This is a genomic window from Megasphaera sp. SW808 (assembly GCF_012027795.1).
GTDB lineage: Bacteria > Bacillota > Negativicutes > Veillonellales > Megasphaeraceae > Megasphaera > Megasphaera stantonii.
On the sequence record NZ_SJOT01000007.1, the window covers coordinates 36,468 to 55,832 of the forward strand.

The 19,365-nt window shown below is 54.8% G+C and carries 22 protein-coding genes; 8 read left to right on the top strand and 14 right to left on the bottom strand.

The window, feature by feature from the left end; all coding sequences use genetic code 11:
* Nucleotides 1-200: 200 nt before the first annotated feature.
* Nucleotides 201-908 (top strand): helix-turn-helix transcriptional regulator, encoded by a 708-nt coding sequence (locus E0L13_RS04205; RefSeq protein ID WP_206081514.1) that lies wholly within the window; start codon nucleotides 201-203, stop codon nucleotides 906-908.
* Nucleotides 909-917: 9 nt separating this feature from the next.
* Entirely contained in the window at nucleotides 918-1,403 is a 486-nt protein-coding gene (locus E0L13_RS04210) for a GNAT family N-acetyltransferase (protein ID WP_168060547.1), read from the top strand.
* Between the two features lie 58 nt (nucleotides 1,404-1,461).
* On the opposite strand, the gene E0L13_RS04215 is transcribed toward E0L13_RS04210, so the two are convergent.
* Nucleotides 1,462-2,223, bottom strand: coding sequence for a hypothetical protein (locus E0L13_RS04215; protein WP_168060549.1), 762 nt, complete (start codon nucleotides 2,221-2,223; stop codon nucleotides 1,462-1,464).
* Nucleotides 2,224-2,435: 212 nt separating this feature from the next.
* Between E0L13_RS04215 and E0L13_RS04220 the strand changes: the two genes are divergently transcribed.
* On the top strand, nucleotides 2,436-2,969 hold the full coding sequence (locus E0L13_RS04220) for a TIGR00730 family Rossman fold protein (protein WP_168060551.1): 534 nt from the start codon (nucleotides 2,436-2,438) through the stop codon (nucleotides 2,967-2,969).
* On the opposite strand, the gene E0L13_RS04225 is transcribed toward E0L13_RS04220, so the two are convergent.
* From E0L13_RS04225 to E0L13_RS04245, 5 genes are all read right to left on the bottom strand, one after another.
* Entirely contained in the window at nucleotides 2,966-3,676 is a 711-nt protein-coding gene (locus E0L13_RS04225) for a sulfite exporter TauE/SafE family protein (RefSeq protein ID WP_239386287.1), read from the bottom strand. The genes E0L13_RS04220 and E0L13_RS04225 overlap by 4 nt on opposite strands.
* Before the next feature lie 140 nt (nucleotides 3,677-3,816).
* A complete protein-coding gene (gene rpsR / locus E0L13_RS04230; protein ID WP_087477212.1) occupies nucleotides 3,817-4,047 on the bottom strand; it encodes a 30S ribosomal protein S18 in 231 nt (76 codons plus the stop codon).
* 43 nt (nucleotides 4,048-4,090) lie between these two features.
* On the bottom strand, nucleotides 4,091-4,534 hold the full coding sequence (locus E0L13_RS04235) for a single-stranded DNA-binding protein (RefSeq protein WP_087477211.1): 444 nt from the start codon (nucleotides 4,532-4,534) through the stop codon (nucleotides 4,091-4,093).
* A 16-nt stretch (nucleotides 4,535-4,550) separates the two neighbouring features.
* Nucleotides 4,551-4,835, bottom strand: coding sequence for a 30S ribosomal protein S6 (gene rpsF, locus E0L13_RS04240; RefSeq protein WP_087477210.1), 285 nt, complete (start codon nucleotides 4,833-4,835; stop codon nucleotides 4,551-4,553).
* 112 nt (nucleotides 4,836-4,947) lie between these two features.
* Nucleotides 4,948-5,484, bottom strand: a complete 537-nt coding sequence (locus E0L13_RS04245) for a flavodoxin family protein (protein ID WP_168060553.1) — start codon at nucleotides 5,482-5,484, stop codon at nucleotides 4,948-4,950.
* A 205-nt stretch (nucleotides 5,485-5,689) separates the two neighbouring features.
* Between E0L13_RS04245 and E0L13_RS04250 the strand changes: the two genes are divergently transcribed.
* On the top strand, nucleotides 5,690-6,559 hold the full coding sequence (locus E0L13_RS04250; RefSeq protein ID WP_168060555.1) for a DMT family transporter: 870 nt from the start codon (nucleotides 5,690-5,692) through the stop codon (nucleotides 6,557-6,559).
* A gap of 128 nt (nucleotides 6,560-6,687) precedes the next feature.
* Here the strand turns inward: E0L13_RS04250 and E0L13_RS04255 are convergent, their stop codons facing one another.
* From E0L13_RS04255 to E0L13_RS04270, 4 genes are all read right to left on the bottom strand, one after another.
* On the bottom strand, nucleotides 6,688-8,196 hold the full coding sequence (locus tag E0L13_RS04255) for an RNA-binding domain-containing protein (RefSeq protein WP_206081520.1): 1,509 nt from the start codon (nucleotides 8,194-8,196) through the stop codon (nucleotides 6,688-6,690).
* A 274-nt stretch (nucleotides 8,197-8,470) separates the two neighbouring features.
* Nucleotides 8,471-9,268, bottom strand: coding sequence for an MBL fold metallo-hydrolase (locus tag E0L13_RS04260; RefSeq protein ID WP_168060559.1), 798 nt, complete (start codon nucleotides 9,266-9,268; stop codon nucleotides 8,471-8,473).
* Nucleotides 9,186-11,165, bottom strand: coding sequence for a heavy metal translocating P-type ATPase (locus tag E0L13_RS04265; RefSeq protein WP_168060562.1), 1,980 nt, complete (start codon nucleotides 11,163-11,165; stop codon nucleotides 9,186-9,188). Before E0L13_RS04265 ends, E0L13_RS04260 begins: the two co-directional genes overlap by 83 nt.
* Nucleotides 11,166-11,218: 53 nt before the next feature.
* Complete coding sequence (locus tag E0L13_RS04270; protein WP_095629083.1) at nucleotides 11,219-11,437, bottom strand: cation transporter; 219 nt, start codon at nucleotides 11,435-11,437, stop codon at nucleotides 11,219-11,221.
* A 241-nt stretch (nucleotides 11,438-11,678) separates the two neighbouring features.
* Here E0L13_RS04270 and E0L13_RS04275 point away from each other — a divergent pair, with 241 nt between their 5' ends.
* The gene (locus tag E0L13_RS04275; protein WP_168060564.1) at nucleotides 11,679-12,062 is read left to right on the top strand and encodes a metalloregulator ArsR/SmtB family transcription factor; all 384 of its coding nucleotides are present in this window, start codon (nucleotides 11,679-11,681) and stop codon (nucleotides 12,060-12,062) included.
* A complete protein-coding gene (locus E0L13_RS04280; protein ID WP_168060566.1) occupies nucleotides 12,055-13,041 on the top strand; it encodes a helix-turn-helix transcriptional regulator in 987 nt (328 codons plus the stop codon). Before E0L13_RS04275 ends, E0L13_RS04280 begins: the two co-directional genes overlap by 8 nt.
* A 90-nt stretch (nucleotides 13,042-13,131) precedes the next feature.
* Here the strand turns inward: E0L13_RS04280 and nagZ are convergent, their stop codons facing one another.
* From nagZ to E0L13_RS04300, 4 genes are all read right to left on the bottom strand, one after another.
* Nucleotides 13,132-14,154, bottom strand: coding sequence for a beta-N-acetylhexosaminidase (gene nagZ, locus E0L13_RS04285; RefSeq protein WP_346766161.1), 1,023 nt, complete (start codon nucleotides 14,152-14,154; stop codon nucleotides 13,132-13,134).
* A gap of 109 nt (nucleotides 14,155-14,263) precedes the next feature.
* Nucleotides 14,264-15,418 (bottom strand): N-acetylglucosamine-6-phosphate deacetylase, encoded by a 1,155-nt coding sequence (nagA, locus tag E0L13_RS04290; RefSeq protein ID WP_168060570.1) that lies wholly within the window; start codon nucleotides 15,416-15,418, stop codon nucleotides 14,264-14,266.
* A gap of 418 nt (nucleotides 15,419-15,836) precedes the next feature.
* Nucleotides 15,837-16,124 carry a hypothetical protein gene (locus E0L13_RS04295; RefSeq protein ID WP_168060572.1) on the bottom strand — a complete coding sequence of 96 codons (288 nt, stop codon included), beginning with the start codon at nucleotides 16,122-16,124 and terminating at the stop codon, nucleotides 15,837-15,839.
* A 33-nt stretch (nucleotides 16,125-16,157) separates the two neighbouring features.
* A complete protein-coding gene (locus tag E0L13_RS04300; RefSeq protein WP_168060574.1) occupies nucleotides 16,158-17,333 on the bottom strand; it encodes a DNA polymerase IV in 1,176 nt (391 codons plus the stop codon).
* A gap of 239 nt (nucleotides 17,334-17,572) precedes the next feature.
* Here E0L13_RS04300 and E0L13_RS04305 point away from each other — a divergent pair, with 239 nt between their 5' ends.
* Both E0L13_RS04305 and E0L13_RS04310 read left to right on the top strand, forming a co-directional pair.
* Entirely contained in the window at nucleotides 17,573-18,481 is a 909-nt protein-coding gene (locus E0L13_RS04305; RefSeq protein WP_168060576.1) for a LysR substrate-binding domain-containing protein, read from the top strand.
* A 26-nt stretch (nucleotides 18,482-18,507) separates the two neighbouring features.
* A complete protein-coding gene (locus tag E0L13_RS04310; protein ID WP_168060578.1) occupies nucleotides 18,508-19,293 on the top strand; it encodes a hypothetical protein in 786 nt (261 codons plus the stop codon).
* Nucleotides 19,294-19,365: the final 72 nt, after the last annotated feature.

Sequence of the window (19,365 nt, forward strand, 5' to 3'; positions counted from 1 at the left end):
CTTCATCAGTATGCGTTTCGTTATGTACACAGCATACCAAAGAAGACGTCCCTCGTCAAAGCAGGACCTTTCTCGCGAAACGAAACAATATTTCTAAATTTGTTTCCTTATAGTAGAAAATCTCCGATTTTTTCCTTATACTATGTATATAACCTCGTATTTCCGATTCCAGAAAGATTTATAAGAAACAGGTGAGCATCATGCATATAAGCGAGGAAATAGGCAAAAAAATTAATATTTTCAGAAAAAAGAAGGGTTGGACCGTACAGGAACTCGGCGACGCTATCTGCAAGAGCAAGGCCACCGTTTCAAAATATGAAAAGGGGCAGATTTCCTTAGACGTCGACACCTTATACGACATCGCCGCGGCCTTAGGCGTTTCGCCGGAGCAGCTTCTGTATTATGCGCCCGAGCCGGAGCCCGTCCGCCAGGAAGACGCCGTCCCCACCTTTTTCCAGGGAATACGCCGCCTGTACATGTACACCTTCGACGGCCGCAACAACAGCCTGTCGCGGAGCCTCATCGAAATCGGCGGAAAGCAGACCGACAACACGTACAAGGTCATGATGTACATGACCTATGACGACGTCGCCCAGTACCAGCACTGCGAAAACACCTACACAGGCCGCATGGTTCACTACGATGCCTTGACGCGCCTCGTCTTTCAGAACAGGGACACGCCCATGGAACAGTACACTATCAACATGCTGGCCTCGTATTTAGACGCCCCGTACAAATGGGTCTTAAACTACGGCTTGTCGTCGCGGCCCTTCATGCCCATTGCCGCCAAGGCCCTGATTACGAAAAAGCCGGCTGCCGAAACAGCCGATTTCATCAAAGCCCTGCATATTTCAAAGGAAGACATCCGCATTTTAAAGCTCTACAACATGCTGGCCGTCACGGGATAAGGAGAGGATATGAAACCAGCAGCAGCGCAGCTCTGCCTGCGCCCATATGAAGAAGGAGATTTGCAGGCCGTCGTATCCCTGTTTTACGATACGATCCACAGCGTAAACCTCGAGGATTACACGCCGGAGCAGGCCGACGCCTGGGCCCCGAAAAAGCCGGACCTCTCCCGATGGCAGGGCCTCTTAAAAGGGGAAGACACGTGGGTCGCCGTGCAGGACGGCCGTATCGTCGGATTCGCCAACCGGGACGGCGAGTACTTCGACTGCCTCTACGTCCACAAGGACTACCAGCGCCGCGGCGTCGCCAAAGCCCTGGCGGAACGCATCGAAGGGCGCGCCGCCGCCGAAGGCCATGCGAAGATCCGCACCAACGCCTCCCTGACGGCCCGGCCGTTTTTTGAGCAGCGAGGCTACGCCGTCGTCCGCCGGCAGTGCGTTCATCGGGCAGGACAAGTCCTGGTCAATTTCGCCATGGAGCGTTCTATACAAAAATAACGCAAGCCCTTTGCCCCGCAAAACAGGGGAAAGAACCTGCGTTATGAATATATTTTCGTCAGTCCACGGACAGCTGGACGTAACGCTGGCTGACGTGGAATTTTTCGCCCTGAGGCAAGTCGTAGGCCGGCGACAGGATGCCGTCGTCCGCCGGAATGACCGGCACTGCGGCGAGCTTATACGCTTCGGCGTAGGCCGCCATCGCCGCGTCGGCTCCCAGGCCGGACTTATCAAATTTGATATCGCTGCCTTTATACAGGCGGACGGCCATGACGATGCCGCCCTGGAAGAATACGTCCATGCGGTGAAGGCCGTACGACCAGTGCTCCATGCCCTGATCGGCCGTGATTTCATTGGGATAGCCGTACTTTGCCGTCACGTCGTCCCTTGTCATGCCCAAGTATATACCGCCGACCGATTCGCTGTATTCGGGATGAATAGAGCGGCGCAGGGCCGTCTTGCCGTCGACGATGAGATACTGGTGGGATTTATGGCCCAGCAAATCCAGCGTCAGGGTTCTCGTCCCCTGGCTTTCGGAAATCGTGAAATGGCCCGTGCGGGGATATCCGTACGTACAGTTTCCTGATGCCGCGACAGGGCAGCCGTTGATCGTGCTGCCGCTGATCGTCATAGCCAATTCACCCTTCAGGTCGTACCATTCGCCGGCAGCCGGTTCGAGCCACGACGCAGCCGACGCATCCTGCGCCGGCTGAACCGATACGACGGCGACAGCCGCTGCCGGCAGCGGTTCCTCAGCCAGACACGGCGCCGTCAGGCCTAAGGCGCAGACTGCGCAGGCGATACATGTAGTTGCTTTCAATTCAGGTCAACTCCTTTTGTTACCTCTTGCAACATCACATTATACGCCTGCCCTTCCCGGAATACAACGAAAATCGCAGAAAAACGGCGGCCCTTTCCAATGACCCGACAAAAATATTACATATATTTCGCCAAGGGATTACAAGAACGGCAAGCCGCCGAAGGCATATTGCTGTATAATAAAAAGAAAGACAAAGACAGGAGGTCATATTCGTGAATATTACCGTCTACTGCGGCGCCAGCGCCGGCAGCGAACCGATTTATGAACAAAAGGCGTCGGAATTGGGCCAATGGCTGGCCGCCCATGGCATTACGCTGGTCTACGGCGGCGGCCGGACCGGCCTGATGGGAAAGCTGGCGAACGCCGTCTTAGCCAACGGCGGCAAGGCTATCGGCGTCATCCCGGAGTTTCTCAAGACAGCCGAAGAGGTCCACACGGGCCTGACCCGGCTCATTACGGTAGACACGATGAGCCAGCGCAAGGACACCATGCTCCAGATGGGGGATGCCTTCATCGCCCTGCCTGGCGGGGCCGGCACGCTGGAGGAAATCGCCGAAGCCATCTCGGCAGCCCGCCTGGGACGCCACGCCAAGCCCTGTATACTGTACAACATCCATGGCTGCTACGACCACTTAGAGAAATTATTCGACCACATGGTAAGAGCCGGCTTTCTCAATCAAGCCGGCCGTGAAAAGGCGAATTTCGTTACGTCTATTGAAGGCATCGAAAAAATCCTCCGCCGCTAAAGGACGAGCATGGCTCCCGACAGGATCAGCAGGGCGTAGGACAGCTTCATGAACAAGGCCTGGTTGATGCGGCGGTGAATCGCCGTGCCGACGTAAATCGCCGCCGCCAGGGGGACGACGCTGACCGCCGTAAGAAAGACGACGTCGCCGTCATACACGCCGCTGAAAAAATCCTTTCCCATGAGCAGTCCGTTGAGAATGACCCACACGGCGGCCAGGGTGCTGCGGAACACCTCTTTGTCCCGGAACGTCGCCGCCGCATACACGACGAGGAGGGCCCCGCCGGACACGAACATGCCGTGGACGACGCCGGCTCCCAGGAGAACGGCCCAAGCCCCTTTCCGCGAGAAGGAAGGGGCTTTTTTCGCATACAGATTCCGCGCCCCGACGGCCATGACGAAGGCTCCGTACACGGGTATCAGATAGGACAGGGGACAGGCAGCGTATGCATACATGCCGGCGGCCATGCCAAACAGCATCGCCGCGATGATTTTCAGCAGCTCCCGGACGTCGACGTACCGCAGGGACTGCACGGCGATAATGCTGCACGACAGCACGGCCATGATATTTAAGATAGCCTTGGCCTTATCCGGCCCGATGAGCAGAATCGACGCCGGCATCGCCAGGAGCGTCCCGGCAAAGCCCGTAATCCCCTGAATGACGTTGGCTCCAAACAGGACGAGCAAAAACAGCATTTCTTCCAGCATCGACACGAGCGGCGCCTCCTTCTCTCTTTCGCAGGTATGATTCCAATTATACCACATTTCGCCCTTGCATCTGCCGCAAAACAGGCGCAAAAAAACTGTCCTGCAAGACGATCTTACAGGACAGTTCATGTCATGGTGTATTATTCTGCCGTGTACGGAAGCAGAGCGATAGCTCTTGCCCGTTTGATTGCAACAGTCAGTTTGCGCTGATGTTTTGCGCAAACGCCGGAAATGCGGCGCGGCAGGATTTTGCCACGTTCTGTTGTGAAACGGCGAAGTTTTGCAATATCTTTGTAGTCGATCTGTTCAGCATGATCTACGCAGAAGCTGCAAACTTTTCTTCTCGGTTTTCTCGAGCGTTCTCTTCTCATCTATGTATCCTCCTTCAAAAATTAAGAAGGGCTTTGTTTGACTTTAGAATGGGATTTCTTCGTCAACAGCATCGGAACCCATGCTGCCGAAACCTGCGCCAGGAGCGGCCGGTCTGGACTGTACAGGAGCGGCCTGATGAACAGGCATCTGCTGCTGGTGATCGCTTCCCAAGGCCTGGGCAACGAGATCGCAAACGACTTCGGTGCGGTACCGTTTCTGACCGTCCGGCGTTTCATAGGAACGCACGGAAATACGGCCCTGAACGAACACGCGGCTGCCTTTTGCTAAGTTGTTGCCGCAGCTTTCCGCCAAATTACCCCAAGCAACACAAGGAATAAAATCAGTTAATTCTCTCTGTTCCGTGCTGCCCATCGGCACGTACGTGCGAGTGCAGGCGACGGTAAACATGGCTACGGCTCTGCCCGTCTTCGTAAAACGGATTTCCGGGTCACGGGCCAAATTGCCTAATAACTGTACTGAATTCATACCTTCGCGCCTCCGGTTATTCGTCGATCTTGACGATCAAGTGTTTCAGGACTTCGTCGCGGATTTTCAAAACGCGGTCGATTTCTTTGATCGTAGCAGGATCTGCTTCAAAGTTGATCAACACATAGTAGCCGTCGGCCTGTTTCTTGACCGGGTAAGCTAAATGGCGTTTGCCCCAGCGATCTACCTTTTCGATATTGCAGCTGTTTTTCGTAAGCAAATTGGACACGAATTCAACGATCGGATCTACTTCTGCTTCTTCAAGCGGCTTTGCAATAAATATGACTTCGTACTTGTTCACGAAATCACCTCCTCTTTTGGACATATGACCCTTCCCGCAGAAGGGTTAGGAGCTTGACACGATTCAAGCTTTTTAATTATATCACCAAAAAACGGCGATTTCAACTCTTTTTTTAGATTTCTTTTCCCATTTCGTAGGCCTGCTGCAGCGACGGATGGCCTTCGATATCGCCGCCGTCGTTGACGCCGCCGGCAAAGACCGTACCGGCCAGCCGTGCCTTTTCAAAGCAGTCGATCCAGCCCTGTATGCCGCGGATAGGCCCGTCCATCGTCGTCGCCTCGTTTTCGGCCGCCGAAGCCAGCAGATAAATGTCCCGGAACCGGTAGTCCGACGGGAACAGGCAGTTGGCCCGATCCAGCAGGGTCTTGAGCTGTCCTGCCAAGCCGTAATAGTATACAGGCGTAGCAAAGGCGATAACGTCGGCCTCTTTCATCGCTTCGGCAATGGGCGCGGCGTCGTCGGCAATGACGCAGTCCTGCCGTTCCTGACAGGCCAGGCAGCCCCGGCAGAAGGCGATGTTCTTTCCTTTCAGGCTGACGCAGGTCACGTCGCAGCCGCCGTCCTTCGCCCCGCGGGCAAAGGACTCGGCCAGGGCGTCGGAATTGCTGTGAGCCCGCAGGCTCGAAGTAATTATCAGTACGCGTTTCATCGTATATTCTCCCTTTCTATAGTGCGCCTGCTGCGGCGCTCTCGGTTTCATGTCTTCCATTATAAAAAGAAAAGCCCCGACAGGCAAATACTTTGGACACATGTCTCGCCCTGCCTTTTAAGCATGGCAAAAACTTGTTATAATACAGTAATTAGTCAAGACGCCATCGCCGCGTCTTCAGCCACATTAATACAGAGGTGTTTTCATGAACCTGTCCCGTACGCCGCGGCTTAAAATGCTCGCCGCAGACCTTGCCCTTCTCCTCGTCGCCGTCATCTGGGGCGGCGGCTTTATCGCATCGAAAGAAGCCTTGTCCTCCCTGTCGGCCTTCGGCGTCATGAGCTCCCGCTTCCTCCTGTCCGCCGCCGTCATGTTCCTGCTCTTCCATAAGCAGATACTCCGCGGCACGGGGCGCGAAATACGATACGGCGTCATTATCGGCGCCATTCAGTTCATCGCCTTCATCTTCCAGCTCAACGGCCTGGCCCTGACGACAGTAGAGCGCCATTCCTTCCTCGTCACGTCCTACGCCATTTTCGTCCCCTTTCTGTCCGTCGCCCTGGCTCACAATCCCCTGCGCCGCCGCGACGTCGGCTGCGCCCTGCTGGCCGTAACCGGCCTGGCCCTGCTGTGCCTGAAGCCGGGAAATCTGACGCCTACCTTGGGCGACGTCCTGTCCCTCATGGCGGCCATCTGCTTTTCCATTCAAATCGTATATGTCGGCAACTTCGTCAAGGGAGCCGACATGTTTTCCATGACCTTCTTTCAGCTATTGACGCCGGGGCTGCTGGCCCTGCCCTTTTCCGGCCTGCCCGACGCCCTGGTCTACGCCGGTGAAAACGCCCTGATCGGCATCGCTTACCTCGTCCTGCTCAATACGGTCTTCGCCTTCTCGGCCCAAAACATCGCCCAGCAGCACACGAGCGATGCCCACACCTCCCTCATCATTTCCATGGAAGCCGTCTTCGGCTTTCTCCTGGCCGTCTGGTTCTACAACCACGGCGTCAGCCTCCAGGAATGCCTGGGCAGCGTCCTCATGGTCGCCGCCATCGTACTGTCCAATACGAAGAAATGACAAAACGCCCTGTATCAGTCATACTGCTGACACGGGGCGTTTTCTCGTTATAAAGCCGGAGCGTTGTGCGTATAGTCTAAAATGTAAACGGCATCGCCGGCTTCTTCATTTCGAATCGGGAATATTCATCATTTTTCTGGCTGAACGAGCTGCCAATATCCCTTCCTATGGGACCCAACTCGTATGATTCGGCCTTTTGCCTGCAAATTGCGGATATGGTATTTAATTTTTCCCGGCTTCCATCGCAGGATCCCGGCCATTTCCTTCTGCGTACAACTTGGTTTTTGCAGCAATATTTGCCAAATAGCCGCTTCATTGTCTGTTAGTATAGGGTTGCTTTCAGTCTTTTGGTCAGTCTTTTGGTCAGTCTTTTGGTCAGTCTTTTGGTCAGTCTTTTGGTCAGTCTTTTGGTCAGTCTTTTGGTCAGTCTTTTGGTCAGTCTTTTGGTCAGTCTTTTGGTCAGTCTTCGCCTTGGTACACCTATATAAATTAACTCGCATATCTCCGTCTAAGTCTATAATTTCCAATTCTGGAAGCCCATACTTTTGGCACTCATGCATAATTCTAGGAATACCACTTCCCCATTGCTCAATGATATTCATGTAAGCAAAAGCGCTTGCTAAAGCTCTATTTCTAATCTTCGAAAAGCCTTCTTTCATTTTTGCCACGGTCACGCCGCGCATCAAACCACCAGGAGATGTAATCTCCAGTCGATTGGCAAATAAGGCAATTTGTATGGGAGCTGGTTCTAAATAACTTCGATGTACTACTGCATTTGCAATTAATTCTCTTAGACTATCTGGCGGCAATTCATACACATCTTCTCGATAGATGCCGTGAAATCGGGCACCCATATTTATTTTTTCCAGCACATATTGCAGCGCCTTTTCTATTTGCTCCTGTACTGTCCCGGTTATTTCCCTGCGATCTACAAATATAGCTCTGTTTTCCGTTTTAAAGACGGCGCATTGGATAAGCGGCGGCAAACCGTTCGTATTCGTCAGCATGGAATATGCATTCGTCGGCAGCACCATATGCTGCCGTTCCGCTAACACGCCCCAAGACAACAACGTATTCTTCGTAACTCTTTTTACAGCCTGTCTTTGTTCTGCCGTTTTAGCATTTTTTAACGCAATCTCATACAACTGACGGCATAATACATCAATTTCATAGTCGGCAACCATTCCATGCCAAACAGGTTCCTGATCAAAAAATTTATTACGGCCTTCTAAAATTAGCTCTTGCAGTATAACTTGATCGGCAGGACGAGTCGTTCCAGCAGTCCTGATATAGGTACCGTTAATCATTCCTTTGCTTTTAATAAAATATGGCCGTTCCATTCCCGGCATTATCTCCATGATAATAATTTGCTTTTCATCTATTTCTCTAACCATTATATTAGGTATAATCATGGGTTCACAACTATCCGTTACGGCATTCGTCAACGCATCCATCGTTTGAAATAAGGTCTCGGCAGGTACACCAATAACCTTTCCGGTATTATCCTCAACGCCAAAGATAATTTGTCCGCCGTCACCATTAGCAAACGCTACAACAGATTTCATGTATTTTAAACTATCTTTCGGAACTTCCCGCTTATATTCTATGTACCGGGACTCGCCAAAAAACATAGCCATTTCACTCAAAACAATCGCCTCCTCTCATTCTTTTGCTATGGCAAACAAAATTCTATTCATTTATATTATACCATCAAAACATGGCAGGCATAACAACTATCTGCTTATCGCCAATCGTATCGCCAGCTTATACTCTCGCCAGAAGTTCCGACATGTCTTTTTCACTGCAAATGCACAATATCCGACAGCGCATAGCAAAGGCGGGGCAGATTCCCACTGCATCGTGGAATCTGCCCCGCCGTGTTTATATATTAAAGAGGGGATGTAGGATATATCAATCGAAGACGTACGTCTCGCCGTCGCCGGGGATATATACGTTGTCTAAGCCTTTGGCCTCCAAGACCAGGCGCAGGGAATACCTCGTCAAAGCCGCATGGGCTACCGTATCCATATGGCTGGCGATGATCCAGGCGTCGGGGCAAGCCCGGCGAATCTGCTCGATGTCGTCGGCGTTCATGATGAGGCGGCCGTTCTTTTTGAGATGTGCCGCGCAGGCGTTGACGACAATGACGTCGGGCTTATGCGTCTGAAGAGCCTGCTCTATGGCGTCGAACCAGACCGTGTCGCCGACGAGGTATACTGTCGGCTCGCCTTCGGTCTCCAATATGACGCCGCACGACGGGCCGCAGGGCTCGATGGTGCCGTGCCGGCCGTCGATCTTCGTCACCTTGACGCCCTGTACCGTCGTCCCTTGTTCCGACAACAGGCGCACGTCGGCAAACCCGGATGCCTTCATGACGGCGGCGTCGCCTTCGTTCTGCACCCATATGGGCGTATCATGGCAGAGCGGTCCGCCGCAGGTTCCGTCGGAGCCCATGTCGATATGGTCCGGGTGCACGTGCGTCACGATATAAGCATCGACGCCTTTTAATACTTCGTCGGCCGCCATGGGCAATCCGCACATAGGCATGGGAATATCGAGCTGTTCGTCTAACACGAGAGCAAAGTCAGGATTATTGAGCTGGCGGAACGATCCCATCGCGCCTGTATCAGCCAGCCACGGATCGACGAGAAACGTCGTTCCTCCGTATTCCAGTTTGGTCGTCGCGTTGCGGATCTGCTGAAATTTCATAGTCTGTACCTCCTAGGTTGTGCACGAATAACGCCCGGATGGCGTTGAGGACGGCAAGGATCATGACGCCGACGTCGGCGAAGATAGCCAGCCACATGTTGGCCAGGCCGACAGCTCCCAAAGCCAGGCAGAGGAGCTTGACGCCGATGGCAAAGACGATGTTTTGATACACGATGCCCAGGCATTTGCGGGAAATGCGGATAGCCTTGGCGATTTTCAGCGGGTCGTCGTCCATGAGGACTACGTCGGCCGCTTCGATGGCCGCGTCGGAGCCCATGGCCCCCATAGCGATGCCGATGTCGGCCCGGCGCAGGACCGGCGCGTCGTTGATGCCGTCGCCGACGAAGGCCAGCTTTTCCTTCTTCCCTTTCCGGCTCAGCAGCTCTTCTACCTTTGTCACCTTATCGGCCGGCAGGAGCTGGCTGAATACTTCGTCGATGCCTAAGAACGAGGCAACCTGTGCGGCTACGGCCTTGGCGTCGCCCGTCAGCATGACGGTCTTGCGAACGCCGGCTTCCTTCAGGGCTGCAATAGCCCGGCGGGACGTAGGCTTTACGACGTCGGAAATGACGATATGTCCGGCATAGGCCCCGTCGACGGCCATATGGATAATCGTGCCGGCCTGATGGCAGGGAATGGCTTTGACGCCGAGCTTGGCCATGAGCTTGTCGTTGCCGGCGGCGACCTGCCGGCCGTCTACCATGGCTATGACGCCGTGGCCGCTGATCTCCTGAATATCTGTCACACGGCTTCTGTCGACAGCTTGTCCATACGCTTTTTGAAGGCTCTTGCTGATAGGGTGAGACGAAGCGCTTTCGGCCAGCGCTGCCAGCTCGATGAGCTGTGCTTCCTCCATGCCGCTGTGGTGAATGCCGTTGACTTCAAAGACGCCCTGCGTCAGGGTACCCGTCTTATCAAAGACGACGATGTTCGTCTGGGACAGGGTTTCCAAATAGTTGGAGCCCTTGACGAGAACGCCTTCCTTGCTGGCCCCGCCGATGCCGGCGAAGAAGCTCAGGGGAATGCTGATGACCAGCGCGCAGGGGCAGCTGATGACCAGGAAGGTCAGGGCCCGGTAAATCCACGTGCCCCATTCAGGCGCAAGGCCCATGGCGGCCATGCGGACGACAGGCGGCGCAATAGCCAGGACGAGGGCGCTGATGCAGACCGCCGGCGTATAGACGCGGGCGAACTTGGAAATGAAGTCTTCCGACTTGGACTTGCGGGAGCTGGCGTTTTCGACCAAATCCAAAATCTTCGATACTGTCGATTCGCCGAAGTCCTTCGTCGTCCGAATGCGCAGGACGCCGGTCATGTTGATGCAGCCGCTGATGATTTCGTCTCCTGGCGCGACGTCTCTCGGCAGGCTTTCGCCGGTCAGGGCGCTCGTATTCAGATTCGACATCCCTTCTGTGACAACGCCGTCGATGGGTACCTTTTCGCCGGGCTGGACGACGATGATGCTGCCGATTTCCACTTCGTCAGGATCGACCTGTTCCAGCTGGCCGTCTCTTTCTATATTGGCGTAATCGGGGCGGATATCCATAAGCTCGCTGATGTTGCGGCGGCTCTTGCCGACGGCGTAGCTCTGGAAGAGTTCGCCGATCTGATAAAAGAGCATGACGGCGACGGCTTCCGTATAGTCGCCGCTGCCGCTATATACAGCCAGCACGATGGCTCCGACCGTCGCTACGGCCATGAGGAAGTTTTCGTCGAAGACCTGACGGTTCTTGATGCCCTTCAGAGCCTTCCATAAAATATCATAGCCGACGAGCAGGTACGGCACGGTATACGCCACGAACCGGGCCGCTCCGTCGACAGGCGCAAAGGCCAAGGCCACCATGAGTATGGCCGCGGCGACGATGCGCAGGAGCATTTTTTTCTGTTTCTTATTCATAGTATGTCACCTCGTAAAGCAAACGCCGCCTTATCCCAGGCGGCTTCTGTGCATCAGATGAAAACTTCGCAGTCGTCTTCGACCTTTTTGCAGTTCTTGCGGACTTCCTCCATGACGGCCTTTACGTCGGCCCCTTCTTCGAATTCGACGATCATCTTCAAGGTCATGAAGTTTACCGTCGCCGCCGCGACACCTGCCGTATGGCGGGCCGCATCTTCCATCTTATTGGCGCAGTTCGCGCAGTCTACGTCGATTTTATAGGTCTTTTTCATGTGTAAGCTCTCCTCTCGTTGTATAGGTATTTACGATTAAATAATTGTTTAATCGTTTTCTTGACTACATCATACCATAGAGGCGGCGAAAGTCAACGCAGCCTAGCCAGTCCGTTCCGTTTGGGCAAAAACCATTTCCAATCGGGCAAAATCGTCCAGTGTCGCCGCTTCCGCAGCCTATCTTCCCGTTTTCTTCGGCAGCCCCCTATGATACAATAAAGGCGAAAGGAGACCCGATCCTATGGAACCGATTACGTTGCCGCACCATCACGGCCAGTCTATCGAGCATCTGGAGCACATGCCGGCCGTACAGGATTTTGAAACCGTATCGAATATATTCAAATTATTGGGCGACGCCAGCCGCCTGCGCATTTTCTGGCTGCTGTGCCACTGCGAAGAATGCGTCATCAATATTTCCGCCCTCGTCGGCATGAGCAGCCCCGCCGTATCCCATCACTTAAAGCTGCTGAAAGCCGGCGGCCTCATTACCAGCCGCCGCGACGGCAAAGAAGTATATTATCAGGCCGTACGAACCCGGCAGGCCGAAGCGCTGCACGCCATGACGGAGCAGCTCGTCGACATCGCCTGCCCGACGCCGGACAAGGAAGGCGATTCCTATGAATGACCGCCGGGCTCAGTTAGAAGACGCGCTGCGCTCTATTCCGGACGGCGTCTGCTCCATTCAGATACTGGAAACGGGCCTGCCGCCTATCCGCAGCGTGACCGTCCGCACAGAGGGCAAGGGACGCATGACGGCAGCGACGATATTTCCCGGCATCGAGCTGTCCTATTGGCAAATCCTCGCGCCGACCGTATCGTTTCGCCATGAAGCGCTGCACGACGCCATCGAAGTCACCTTCTGCCGCAGCGGCCGGGCCGGCTGGAACCTGACGAAGGGCTTCGTCTCCTACGTCGGCGCGGGAGCGACGGCAGCTCACATGATGGACTGCTGCGCCGATTCGGCCATGTCCCTGCCTTTAGGCTATTTTGAAGGGGCGGGACTGGCCGTCGATTTCCGCGCACTGAATGGCACGCCGGCCGATATCATCGCCAGCGCCGGCACGACGGCGGAGAAACTCATCGAAAAATACGGCGCGGCGCCCGTCGTTTTCCCGCCGAATCAGGAACTGGAACGGCTCTTTTTCTCCCTGTACGACACGCCGGAGCCCTTCCGCCCGGCGGCCTGCAAGATCGCCGCCCTGGAGCTGCTCCTGTATCTCGTCCGCGCCGACATCGACGCTCCCGCGGCCCAGCAAAGCTGCGACGCCCAGCTGGCGTCGGTCATACAGGACATCCACGCCGTCATGACGGCGAATTTGGACAAGCGGTACACCATCGACGAATTAGCCAAGACGTATTTCATCAACACGTCTTCCCTGAAAACGACCTTCAAAGCCGTCTACGGCCAGCCCATCGCCGCCTACATGCGGTCCTACCGAATCCGCCGGGCCATGGAGCTCCTGCAGCAGACGAACGACTCCATCGCCGCGATTGCCGCCGCCGTAGGCTACGAAACGCAGGGAAAATTCACCAAGGCCTTCAAGGAAGCGACGCATCTTCTTCCCCGCGACTACAGAAAAACATACCGAAAGGCTCCTCGCTGAAGCCGTTTCGGAAACAAAGAAGACCATGCCTCGTTCGGCCGCTACGAACCGACGCTGCATGGTCTTTTACTATATTCTACAGAACACCGTTTACAAATAATTCATTTTCAATTTTGTTTCTACAATATGCATTACTTTTTCATCAACCATTTGGTGAAATTCCGGATTTGCCTTATATTCCCTTACTATGCCGTCATGTGTCTCTTGTTCATGACCGTAATCATGACAAACCAGCACCATATCGGCACCAGCTTTCAAGGCCATGACACCCATATCGGAAAAGGCATAATGCTTGGCCATGGCGCCCATTTCCATATCGTCCGATACGATAAGGCCCTTGTAGCCATATGTCTCCCGCAACAAATCCGTCATAACCGTCTGCGATACGCATGCCGGATATTCCGCATCCAAAGAGGGAAAGGTAACATTCGACACCATAACGAACATGGCATCAGCAGGTATTTGCCGTATAATCGCTGCAAAGGGCTTCAGATCCTGCTGCATCAGCTCGTCTTTAGAAGCCGCAACGCTGTCTCCGTCCATATGCGGATCTGTCTGAACCTTGCCGATTCCGGGAAAGTGTTTAAGAGCACACCAAATACCCGCCTCTGCATAGCCTTGACAAGCCTGTACTGCATATGCCGATACCATTTCCGGATCGCTGCCGTATGAGCGCTCTGCCGAAGAACCTAAATCGACAACGGGCGCAAAATTGACGTTAATCCCCATAGACTTCAATTCACGTCCTGTATCGGCAGCCCATTGTCTGGCTTTCCCAGGGCTGCCGCTGCGGCCGATTTCTTCCTGACTGGGAACAGGAAGAAACTGTTCCCGCATGCGCAGTACCTGTCCGCCTTCTTGGTCAACAGCAATAAATGGCGCTATGCCGCATTGCCTTTCAATCGTTTGTTTCACTTCGCCGGACAAAGCCCGGACTTGCGCCGGCGACTGCATATTGCGGTCAAACAAAATGACGTTGCCGGCCCGGCAGATTGCCAGCTGCCGCAGGTCTTCAGGCTGCAGCTCCTCATTCATTAAACCGACCATCATCACCTGTCCGGCCTTATCTTCCGGCGACATGGCCGCAACGATGCGCGCAGCTCGTTCTTCCACTGTTTCGCTGCCAGATACATGTGCTTTTGTTTCCGGGGCCGGCTGGCAGGCCGCAAGCAGCGCTGCTGCTACGAGAAAACCGACCCCGATTGTGATCCATCGCTTCAACCTATTTTGCCAATTCATCATACACAAGCTCGCCGGCGATGACCGTCTGCTTCACGTGGAAATCGTTGCTGTCCAATACGACGACGTCGGCCTGCTTGCCTTCTTCCAGCGAGCCCAGGCGGTCGTACAGGCCCAAGTCCTTTGCCGGATTAGCTGAAGCCATGGCCACGACGTCGGGCAGGGACGCGCCGCTGTTGATGAGGAAGTTGAGCACGACCTGATTCATGACGGCTGTGCTTCCGGCCAGCGTACCGTCGGCCAAACGGGCCTGTCCGTCCTTGACGTATACGGCCTGGCCGCCCAATTCCGATTCGCCGTCGCCCTGCAGGCAGGCCCGCATCGAATCGGTTACGAGAATAATGCCGTCGCGGCCTTTCAGCTGATAGGCCAGCTTCTGCGCCGCCGGATGGACATGCAGGTTGTCGCAGATCAACTCGCAGTGTACCTTCGGCGACAGCAGGGCCGCGCCGACGAGGCCGGGCTGCCGATGATGGAAGGGAGCCATGGCGTTGTACAGGTGCGTCGCATGGCACAGTCCGCCGGCATCGACGATTTCCATGACCTCTTCATACGTCGCCGCGCTGTGTCCCAGCGACACGAGAATCTGATGATCCCGGCACTCCTTCAAAAAGCTTTTGTTCTTCAATACTTCCGGCGCTACGGTAATGATTTTCACGACGTCGGCATAGGGCGCAATCCAGGAAAAATCGGGAGCGGCGAGGTATCCCGCCGCCTGGGCCCCCTTATAGTCTTCGCTCACGAAGGGTCCTTCCAGATGGGCGCCGAGAACCTGGGCGCCGCCCTGCTTGCCCATGGCCTGGCGGACGCGCTCCAGCGCCCCGGCCATCGCTTCCTTCGACTGGGTCATAGTCGTCGCCACGAAGGACGTGACGCCTGTAGCCGGCAGGGCCTTCCGCATCGTTTCCAAGGCCTGCCCGTCTTCGTCCATCACGTCGGCGCCGGCGCAGCCGTGGATGTGCTCGTTAATAAAGCCCGGCACGACGAAGCCGCCGTTGGCGTCAATCAATTCCGTGCACATGCCGGCGCGGAACTGGTGCCGCGGCACGATTTTCCATATGTCCTTTTCATACATCAGAATATGTCCCGTTACGATTTCATTAGACAATACGAGTAATCCGTCAATAATCGCTTTCATTTGTCTACTCCACTCCTACATATCAAATTCACTGCACACATTGTGGATAACTGGAAAATTTCACAGCCAGAAAATTCCCGCACAGCCTGTATTTACCTGATATTTTCCCTTTTCTTCAGATATCCACAGGCTGTGCGTAAAAATTATCCACAATTCATCGTCAGTTATGCACATTGTAAACAAGTCTTTACAAATTTCTGAAAACGGCGCAGCTATGCGGTTTTTATGTTAACGCAAACGCTTGTTTTCATAACCCGGCGTCCAGTTATACACATTTTGCCCGCTTCATCCGCCAAGTTATGCACCGCCGCGGACGGCGTATTTTCGCCGTTTGCAAAAAACATCCACATTCTAGCCACACCGCAGGGCACAGAATGTGGATATCTTGTGGACATGTCGTTTTCCCTCTCGTTTCGCCTCACCCTTCGACAGGGCGGCTCCAGTCGACGTGGACACCCAGAGCCAGCCAGATATAGCACAAGGCTAATTTCAGCGACTCTACGTCGTCCGTCGGCACGACGCTGACCGTTTCGTAGTACGATAAATCCGTAAAACGGTGCAGGGGCCGTTCCGTCGTCAAATACTCCCGGACCTTGGCGTCGATTTCTTCGTCGTTCAGGTGGACGCCCAGCTCCTTCGTTTCCGTATCGTATTCGATGTATCCGTTGTTGTCTCCCGTATGGGCTGCTACTTTAAAAATCGCCATGATATACACTCCTCGTTTATAGTATATGGTGCTTTAGTCTTTTTCATGAGACATTTCCCATAAAAATCCTTTCATGATAGCCTGGCGGCCAAAGCGCTTCTGCAGCTTGTCGATGGCCTCGGCTACCTTGGCCTTCGTTTCCGTATCGTCGGAAAATAAATCGCACTGTACCTGCAGGGGCTGCAGCTGGCTGACGGACAGGCCCAGCAGCCGGATAGGCTCTGCGCCGCCGCATTTATGATACAGCCGCTTGGCCGAGAAATACAGCTGCTCTTCCGAGCAGGTCCCCATGCCGTCGATCGTCAGGGACCGCGTAATGGTGCGGAACGAGGCGAAGCGCACTTTGATCGTAATCGTCCGCCCCATCAGATGATTCTGCCGCAGCCGCCACGACACCTCGTTGGCCAGCAGGCGGAACTGCTCGTCCACTTCGTCGTCGCTGACCAAATCGTGGGCGTAGGTATGCTCGTTGCCGACAGATTGGGGACGGCGACTGACCTCCAGGGGCCGGTTGTCCTTGCCTAACGCCAGGTCGTGCAGCCGATGAGCCTGATTGCCGACAATGGGCATCAGCGCCTCCGGGCCGGCATCGGCAACGTCGCCGATGGTATGAAATCCAGCCCGCCGCAGGGCCTGCTCCGTCACCTTGCCGACGCCCCACAGGCGGCTCACCGGCAGGGGCGCCAGGATGGCCCGTTCCTCGCCGTAGGGAATCCACATCAGTCCATCGGGCTTTTTCAAATCCGACGCCAGCTTGGCCAAAAACTTATTCGGCCCGATGCCGGCCGAGGCGACGAGGCCCGTCGTCCGCCGGATATCCTGCTTGACCGCCTTGGCGATGTCGACGATGTTCGGATATTTCAGTCCCATACCCGACACATCCAGAAAAGCTTCATCCAGCGCCAGGGGCTCTACAAAGGGCGAGTAATGGGACAGGATGAGCCGAATCTGGTGGGAAATACGCCGGTAATGGGACATGCGCACCGGCAGGAACACGCCGTTCGGGCACAGCCTGCGGGCCAGCTTCATGCTCATAGCCGAATGCACGCCGAACTGCCGCGCCTCATACGACGCCGTCGCGACGACGCCGCGCCCCGTCAGTCCGCCGACGATGACCGGCATCCCCCGCAGGGCCGGATTGTCCCGCTGCTCGATAGACGCGTAAAACGCGTCCATATCGACGTGCATGATCCAACGTGCCGTCGTCATAGGCTCCTCCTTTTCGTCTTCTCTCTGTAAGTATTATACATCCTTTTGTCTCTGTAAAACAGAATCGTATCCATATTAAATTTTCCCACAAAAACCTGCGCCTGTCCACAGCCTGCGCTTAAAATCTCAGCATATCCCGCCGAAGTGACGAAATTCGGAAGGAATCGAAGGCAATCGTATTCTATTCTCTTTTGAAATATGGTACTATTAAGGATATTAATGCGAGGTGAAATATAACTATGGATTTATTCCAGCTGACCTACTTCGTCGAAGTAGCCCATAAAAAAAGCTTTACAAAAGCGTCCAAAGCGCTTCATATCAGTCAGCCTTCCATCAGCAAAGGCATCAAGGCGCTGGAAGAACATTGGAACATACGCCTCTTTGACCGCAAGGGAAAAAACGTCGAGCTGACGGAAATGGGTGCGTATCTCCTTCCCCGTATTGAAGGCATTTTAAACGACTTCACAGCGCTGAACGAAGAAATGGAATCGCCGCAGCTGCTGAATGCCGGAAAGCTGACCGTCGGCGTCCCGCCGATGATCGCGTCGTCTCTCATTTCGCCGTTTATCGGCCATTTCATCACGTCCTATCCGCAAATCGAGCTGGAGCTGACAGAGGTCGGCTCGCTGGACATCGTCTCGGCCATCGACGACGGCCTCGTGCAGGTCGGCTTCGTCGCCTTGCCGATTACGACGGAAATGCCCTACGATTTCTTCATCTTCCACCGGGAACCCCTGGAAATCGTCATGCCTCCCGACCACCGGCTGGCGAAGGCCCGCGAGCTGACCCTCGACGACATCAAAGACGAGCCCCTCGTATACTACGCGCCGTCCTTTGCCCTCAATCCGTACATACACTCGTTCTACCAGAACATCATGGCCCATCCCAAGATCATCTGCCAGAGCAACAACTGGGATTTGCAGATAGAAATGGTCATCGCCCGCATGGGCATCGCCCTGCTGCCGCGGAGCATCTGTCAGCGCATCCCCGCCGACAAGGCCGTCCACGTGCCCCTCGTCGACCCGTCTATCTACTGGACCCTGGCCCTGATATGGAAGAGCAAGGGCTTCCTGTCCCATCCGGCCCGCACGTGGGTCCAATCCTTTAAAGACTATTTTAAAGACGTAAAAATTACCATCGACGACTAATCTCGCCATAAGGAGCATGATATCTAATGGCCCAGTCCTTATCGAAAGACGATATATCGGAAATATTTTCACGCCAGCAGGCTAACGGCCTGTTCAGCGCCTTAGCCGTGGAAACGGCCTGCCTGAACCGCATGGAACGGCTGAACCGGAGGCGCCTCGACCCATCCCTGCCGCCGGCGGAACGAAGCGCGGCCCGCCGGCGCCTCATCGACCTGGAAGGCAAGCTCGTCCGCTACATACGGGAAGAAACGCCGCTGAGCTACTTTGACGCCGACTTCCGCGACGAAGCGGAACGATACGTCATGATGCGCGAGATCTTCCTCAAGGCCGTGTCCTTCACCTTCAAGCGCCACCGCCTGGCCTTCCTGCTGGACCTGCTCCGGCTGTACGGCGAAGACCCGTGCGGCCTCTTTCCCGAACGGGAATTTCTTAAGGACAAATGGGAACATGTCCTTCTCTATGACTACCTGCTCCTCGATATGGGCCTGAAAAACACGGAAGACATCGGCCGCGAAGCCGTGTCCAACGGCTACCACGAATGCGACTATACCCTGGAAATCGAAGACGTATGGAAGCAGCCCATGAAATCGGTGCCGCGGACCAATTTCCGCTACGTCGTCCAAAGCCTGCCCTGCAGCGCCGCGGCCCGCAGCACAGCCCGATACATCCAAGCCCACGGCGAAGATATGAAGAAAACCCGCTGGACCGTCGATGCCAAGGCCATAGAACAGGCAATGGGAACAGAGCTTCCTAGCCTTACCCAAGAAGACGTGAAGTCCATCGAAACGACCTGTTATCGTTTCCATCAATAAATTTAATACGGTAGTAACGAAACGCAATCCGCGGCGATAAAGGGATACGCTTATTCCGTTTATCGCCGCGGC